Source organism: Nitratidesulfovibrio liaohensis, assembly GCF_011682075.1.
Taxonomy (GTDB): Bacteria; Desulfobacterota; Desulfovibrionia; order Desulfovibrionales; family Desulfovibrionaceae; genus Cupidesulfovibrio; species Cupidesulfovibrio liaohensis.
In genome coordinates this window covers 1-5780 of record NZ_VSMK01000151.1, presented here as the reverse complement: position 1 = coordinate 5780, position 5780 = coordinate 1, and the positions used below count along the sequence as shown (strand labels likewise).

The window sequence follows — 5780 nt, the reverse complement described above, 5'->3', positions numbered from 1 at the left end:
AGGCGGCCAGACCGGCACCGCGCGGCCCGATGGCGCATCGTGCATGCCCCCCTGCGCAGTGCCGCCCCTTGCGCAGTGCGGGCGCCTTGGACTATCTGAGGGGTCTTCCGCGACGGCGGGCGCACCCCGCCCCGCCGCGCGCCCAACGAAGGAGCATGTTGCCCCCATGTGTGCCGACAAAACAGCCAGCGCAGGCGCCCCCACGGGACTTCCGCTGGCCTCGCCCAGCGCCGTGCGTCCCGAGGTGTGCGGGTTCAAGCCGTACACCCCCGGCCTGTCCATCGACGAAATCCGCGACAGGTACGGCCTTGCCCACGTCATCAAACTGGCCAGCAACGAAAATCCGCTGGGCACCTCGCCCGTGGTGCAGCACGCACTGCGACACAAGGCGAACCTGGCCTTTCGCTATGCCCAGTCGGGCAACCCGCGCCTGACGGCGGCCATCGCCGCGCATCACGGCGTGCCTGCGGAACGCGTGGTGGCGGGCAACGGCTCGGACGAGATCATCGACCTCATCGTGCGGGTGCGGGCCGTGCCGGGCGTGCACAACGTGGTGGCGTTCAACCCGTGCTTCAGCATCTATGAATTGCAGACCCGGCTGGCGGGGGTGGAATTCCGGCAGGCGCCATTGGCGGCGGACTTTTCCTTCGACTGGGACGGCCTGATGGCGCTGGTGGACGACGCCACCGCCGTGGTCTTCGTGACCACGCCGGACAACCCCTCCGGCTTCTGCCCGCCCGTGGCCGACCTGGAAAGGCTGGCCCGCGCCCTGCCCTCCGGCTGCCTGCTGGTGGTGGACGAGGCGTACATGGACTTCTGCGGCGACGAGTCGGCCCACTCGCTGCTGGGGCGCATCGACGAATTCCCCAACCTTGCCGTGCTGCGCACCTTTTCCAAAAGCTTCGGGCTGGCCGGGCTGCGCCTGGGCTACGGCATCCTGCCCGTGCAACTGGCCGACTACCTGCGCCGGGTGCGGCTGCCGTTCAGCGTGAACATTTTGGCAGAAGAGGCGGGCCTGGCCGCGCTGGCGGACGACGTGTTCCGCGCCGAGACCCTGCGGGTAACCAGCGAGGGACGCGCTGCGCTGATGGAGGGGCTGACCGCGCTTGGTTGCCACGTGTACCCCAGCAAGGCCAACTTCGTGATGTTCCGCCCGGCCCCGTCCTGCAAGAGCGCGGCGCACCTGTTCGAGGAACTGCTGCGGCGCGGCATCATCATCCGCCCGCTGAAAAGCTATGGCCTGCCCGACCTTTTGCGCGTCAGCGTGGGCAGCCCGGACGAGAACGCGGCGTTCCTGAAGGCTGCCGGGGAGATCATGGCCCATGCCTGATACGTGTCGCGCCTGCTCCTGCGCGGGCAAAGGCATTGCCGCCAACGCTTCGCCCGCCGCATCCCCCTCCGTACCGGTGGTCACGCTGGACGGCCCGGCTGGCGTGGGCAAGACCACCCTGGCCAAACGGCTGGCCGACGCGCTGGGCGTGGCCTATCTCGATACCGGGGCCATGTTCCGCACCCTGGCCTGGAAGCTGGGCCCCGGTGCGCACGAACTGCCGGAAGGCGACCTACGCGCCCGGCTGGAAGGCTTCTGCTTCGCGCTGTCAGGGGCGGGCGGGGCATCCGTGCTGTCCTGCAACGGCGTGCCCGTGGGCGAGGAAATCCGCACCGAGGAAGTGGCCGCGCTGGCCTCGCGCATCGCGACCCTGCCGGTGGTGCGCGAACGGCTGAAGGCCGCGCAGCAGGCGCTGGGGGCCTCGTGCGCCCTGGTGGTGGAAGGCCGCGACATGGGCACCGTGGTGTTTCCCGCGGCGCGCCACAAGTTCTTTCTGGACGCCACGCCGGAGGAACGCGCCCGCCGTCGCTGCCAGCAACTGGAAGCACAGGGCCAGCCCGCCGACCTTGCCACCATCGCCGCCCAGATCCGCGAGCGCGACGACATGGACCGCAACCGCGCCGTGGCCCCGCTGCGCCCCGCCGCCGACGCCGTGACGGTGGACACCACCACCCTCGACATCGACGGGGTGTTCGCGGAACTGACCCGGCACATCACCGCGCGCGGTGGACTGTAGACCACCCGCTGACATCCCGATTCAAATGACGCGGCCCGCGCTTCTCATGAAGTGCGGGCCGTTCCATTTCAAGGACAGTTTTCACACTGCCTCCGGCGGGCAAAGGGCTTTCGCGCGTTGCGATCGCCATCCGTAATGCTCGAAGACTCGCATAACGGCTGCCGTGCGTTGCACTCACGTTTCGGCGTAACCGTGGATAAACATACAAACCATGGCGCCGCGAATATACCTCTCTACCTCCACAAAAAAACATCCCCGCCGCGTTACCGCGACAGGGATGCAACGAACCAAATGAAAAGTTTGCGGGAGGGTTGGGGGTTCGGGGGAAGGGAGGGGGCTTTTCAAAGCCCCCTCCCTTCCCCCGGTTATCCTCAATACTCTTACAAATCCGTTTGCGAACTCGCAACGCCGCTGCGATCCAGCACATGGAAAATCAGCGACAGGATCATGCCCACCACGGTGGCGAGGGCCATGCCCTTGAGCTGCACCGAGCCCACCTGCACGGGCACGCCGCTGATGCCGGTGATGAACACGATGGCGGTCAGGGTGAGGTTGGCGGGCTTGGAGTAGTCCACGCGCGATTCCACCAGCATGCGGATGCCCGAGGCGGCGATGACGCCGAACAGCAGGATGCAGATGCCGCCCATGACCGGGGTGGGGATGGACTGGATGAGCGCGGACAGCTTGCCCACGAAGGCCAGCAGGATGGAGATGACGGCGGCGCCGCCGATGACCCACACCGAGTACACGCGGGTGATGGCCATGACGCCGATGTTTTCGCCGTAGGTGGTGGTGGGCACGGAACCGAAGAAGCCGGACAGCACGGTGGACACGCCGTCGCCCATGAGCGAGCGGTGCAGGCCGGGGTCGCGGGTCAGGTCGCGCTGCACGATGTTGCCGGTGACCACCAGATGGCCGATGTGCTCGGAAATGACCACCAGCGCGGCGGGGATGATGATCAGGATGGTGTTGATGTCGAACTTGGGCACGTACACGGTGGGGGTTGCCAGCACGGGGGCGGCGGCCACGCCCGCGAAGTTCACGGCGCCAAGGGCCATGGACACCGCGTAGCCCACGGCAATGCCGGTCAGCACGGGAATGATGGCCATGAAGCCCCGGAACAGCACCGAGCCGAAGGCCACGGTGAGCAGGGTGGTCATGGAGATGATGATGGCGGTGGAATTGTACACGCCGTTGGCGTCGGGCATGACGCCCGCCATGCCGGTGGCCACCCCGGCCAGTTCAAGGCCGATCAGGGCCACGATGGGCCCCATGGTGGCGGGCGGCAGCACCACGCCGATCCATTCCGGACCGAACTTCCAGATGATCAGGGCCACGGCGATGAAGATGCAGCCGGAGGCGATGAACCCGCCCAGCGCATAGGAATAGTTGGCGCCCCACATGGCCTGGTCCGCGCCCAGCACCACGAACACGGGCGACAGGAAGGCGAAGCTGGAGCCGAGGAAAGCCGGGGCCTTGCCCTTGCAGAGCACCAGGTAGATCAGGGTGCCGATGCCGTTCATCAGCAGCACGATGGCCGGGTCGATCTTGAACAGGGTGGGCACCAGAACGGACGCCCCGAACATTGCGAAAAGGTGCTGGAAGCTCAGGGGAATACCCTGAAGAAACGGTACCTTTTCCTCCACCTGGATGGTCTTTCTGGCCATTGCCCTCTCCGAAAAGTGCTGATGTGGTGTGTGCATGCGCGCGGCGCGCGGGCGCGGGGCCGTTGCGCGGCGCGGTTCGGGCAACCGCCCTGCCGCCTTGCGGAAAACCTGTGTTCGTGCGGCGTGCCCGGCATTGCCGGGGCCGTGCCGCAGGGTATGACGGGGAACGGCGAGGCCCCCCGTAAAAAGGGGCGGGACATTTGCTGTCCCGCCCCGTGGTGCGCCTTATTTGGTGCCGAATATCTTGTCGCCCGCGTCACCAAGGCCGGGCAGGATGTAACCGTGCTCGTTGAGCCGTTCGTCGACCGAGGCGACGTAAATGTCCACATCGGGATGGCGGTCGGTGACCTTCTTGATGCCTTCCGGCGCGGCCACCAGGAACAGGCCCTTGATCTGCGGGCAGCCCGCTTCCTTCAACAGGTCGATGGTGGCGTTCAGGGTGCCGCCGGTGGCCAGCATGGGGTCGATGATGATGGCCATGCGCTCTTCTATGTTCTTGGCCAGCTTCACGTAGTACTTCACCGGCTCAAGGGTTTCCTCGTTGCGGAACATGCCCACGACGCTCACCTTGGCGCCGGGAATCATGTCCAGCAGGCCGTCCAGCATGCCAAGGCCCGCGCGCAGGATGGGCACCACGGTGATCTTCTTGCCGCGGATCTGGTCCACCTCGACAGGCCCGGCCCACCCCTGTATGGTTACCTTCTCCGTTTCGAGGTCCTTGGTGGCCTCGTAGGTAAGCAGGCGGCATATTTCGTTGGAAATGGCCCGGAACTCGCTTACCGGCACGTCGTGCTGGCGCAGGATGCCCAGCTTGTGCTTGACCAACGGATGATTCACCACGGTAACGGCCACGATAGGTCTCCTTGTCTGTCTCGGTGTGCAGGGGCGCTTGCCCCCCAAACGCACAGGTTGTAAAAAACACGCCCCCATCGGTCAAGAGAAAGCACAACCGTTGCCAAACATGTCGAATTTACCGCCCCCCCAGGCCGAAACGCGCACCCACTCCTTCACCGTCGCCCCCGAACACGCCGGACAGCGCCTGGACCGCTTTCTGGGCGATGTCATGGCCGACCAGCGCGAAAGGGACGGCCACGGCGATGCCGTCTCCCGCGAGAAGGTCAAGCGGGCCATCCGCGAGGGCGCTGCCACTGTGCAGGGCCGCGCGTGCACCGTGCCCAACACCCGCGTGGAGCCGGGCCAGACGGTAACCCTCACGCTGGCCGTGCCCGCCGCCAGGGTCACGCCCGAAGACGGCGACCTGGCCGTGCTGTACCGCGATGCGGCCATCGCCGTGCTGGACAAGCCCGCAGGGCTCACCGTGCACCCCTGCCCCAGCTGCCCGGAAGGCACGCTGGTGCACCGGCTGGTGCGCCACTTTCCCGAACTGGCCGCGCAAGAGGGCTTTCGCCCCGGCATCGTGCACCGCATCGACAAGGACACCAGCGGCCTTTTGCTGGTGGCCCTGACAGAGGCGGTACGACTGGAACTGTCGCGGGCCTTTGCAGCGCGTGAAGTGCACAAGGAATACCTGGCCCTGGTGCACGGCGTGCCCAAGGCACAGGGCGAACTGGAGGCCCCCATTGGCCGCCACCCGCTGCACAAGGTGAAGATGGCCGTGGTGCCGGAAAACCGTGGCGGCAAGCCCGCCCGCTCGGCTTGGCGGGTGCTGCTGGCCGACCCGGACGGACGCTTCGCCCTGGTGGCGGTGCGCATCTTCACCGGGCGCACTCACCAGATACGAGTGCACATGGCCCATCTGGGGCACCCCCTGTGGCAGGACGCAGTGTACGGCCCGTCGGAAGCCGTGCCGCCCGCAGCGGGCGAACTGCCGGACTTTCCCCCGCGCCAGATGCTGCACGCCTGGCGCCTGTCGTTCCGGCATCCGGAAACGGACAGGGACATGCACTTCACCTGCCCGCCCCCGCCGGACTTCGTCGCGCTGGCCCTGCGCCTGTCGCGGCGCATGCAGCGGGTGGTGGTGACCGGCTCGCCGGGCTGCGGCAAGTCGGCCCTCATCCGCCAGTTGGGCGAGGCGGGCCTGCCGGTG

Annotated in this window: 5 protein-coding genes; 3 read left to right on the top strand and 2 right to left on the bottom strand. The window is 67.1% G+C overall.

The window, feature by feature from the left end:
• The first annotated feature begins 166 nt into the window (after positions 1-166).
• Both hisC and cmk read left to right on the top strand, forming a co-directional pair.
• Positions 167-1330: a histidinol-phosphate transaminase gene (hisC, locus tag FVW27_RS06370; RefSeq protein WP_167123701.1), complete on the top strand. Its 1164-nt coding sequence runs from the start codon at positions 167-169 to the stop codon at positions 1328-1330.
• 76 nt (positions 1331-1406) lie between these two features.
• Complete coding sequence (gene cmk, locus FVW27_RS06365) at positions 1407-2066, top strand: (d)CMP kinase (protein ID WP_424991851.1); 660 nt, start codon at positions 1407-1409, stop codon at positions 2064-2066.
• A gap of 380 nt (positions 2067-2446) precedes the next feature.
• On the opposite strand, the gene uraA is transcribed toward cmk, so the two are convergent.
• Together uraA and upp are read right to left on the bottom strand one after the other, a co-directional pair.
• Positions 2447-3733 (bottom strand): uracil permease, encoded by a 1287-nt coding sequence (gene uraA / locus FVW27_RS06360; protein WP_167123697.1) that lies wholly within the window; start codon positions 3731-3733, stop codon positions 2447-2449.
• Positions 3734-3958: 225 nt separating this feature from the next.
• The gene (gene upp, locus FVW27_RS06355; protein WP_167123695.1) at positions 3959-4585 is read right to left on the bottom strand and encodes a uracil phosphoribosyltransferase; all 627 of its coding nucleotides are present in this window, start codon (positions 4583-4585) and stop codon (positions 3959-3961) included.
• Positions 4586-4694: 109 nt separating this feature from the next.
• Between upp and FVW27_RS06350 the strand changes: the two genes are divergently transcribed.
• Positions 4695-5780, top strand: a 1086-nt coding sequence (locus FVW27_RS06350; RefSeq protein WP_167123693.1) for an RluA family pseudouridine synthase, incomplete at its 3' end; no start/stop codon positions are given.

What these genes read in the sequence shown, in the direction of transcription:
- hisC (WP_167123701.1), top strand. Translation starts at nt 167, where the DNA reads ATGTGTGCCGACAAAACAGCCAGCGCAGGCGCCCCCACGGGACTTCCG.
- uraA (WP_167123697.1), bottom strand. Translation starts at nt 3,733, where the DNA reads ATGGCCAGAAAGACCATCCAGGTGGAGGAAAAGGTACCGTTTCTTCAG.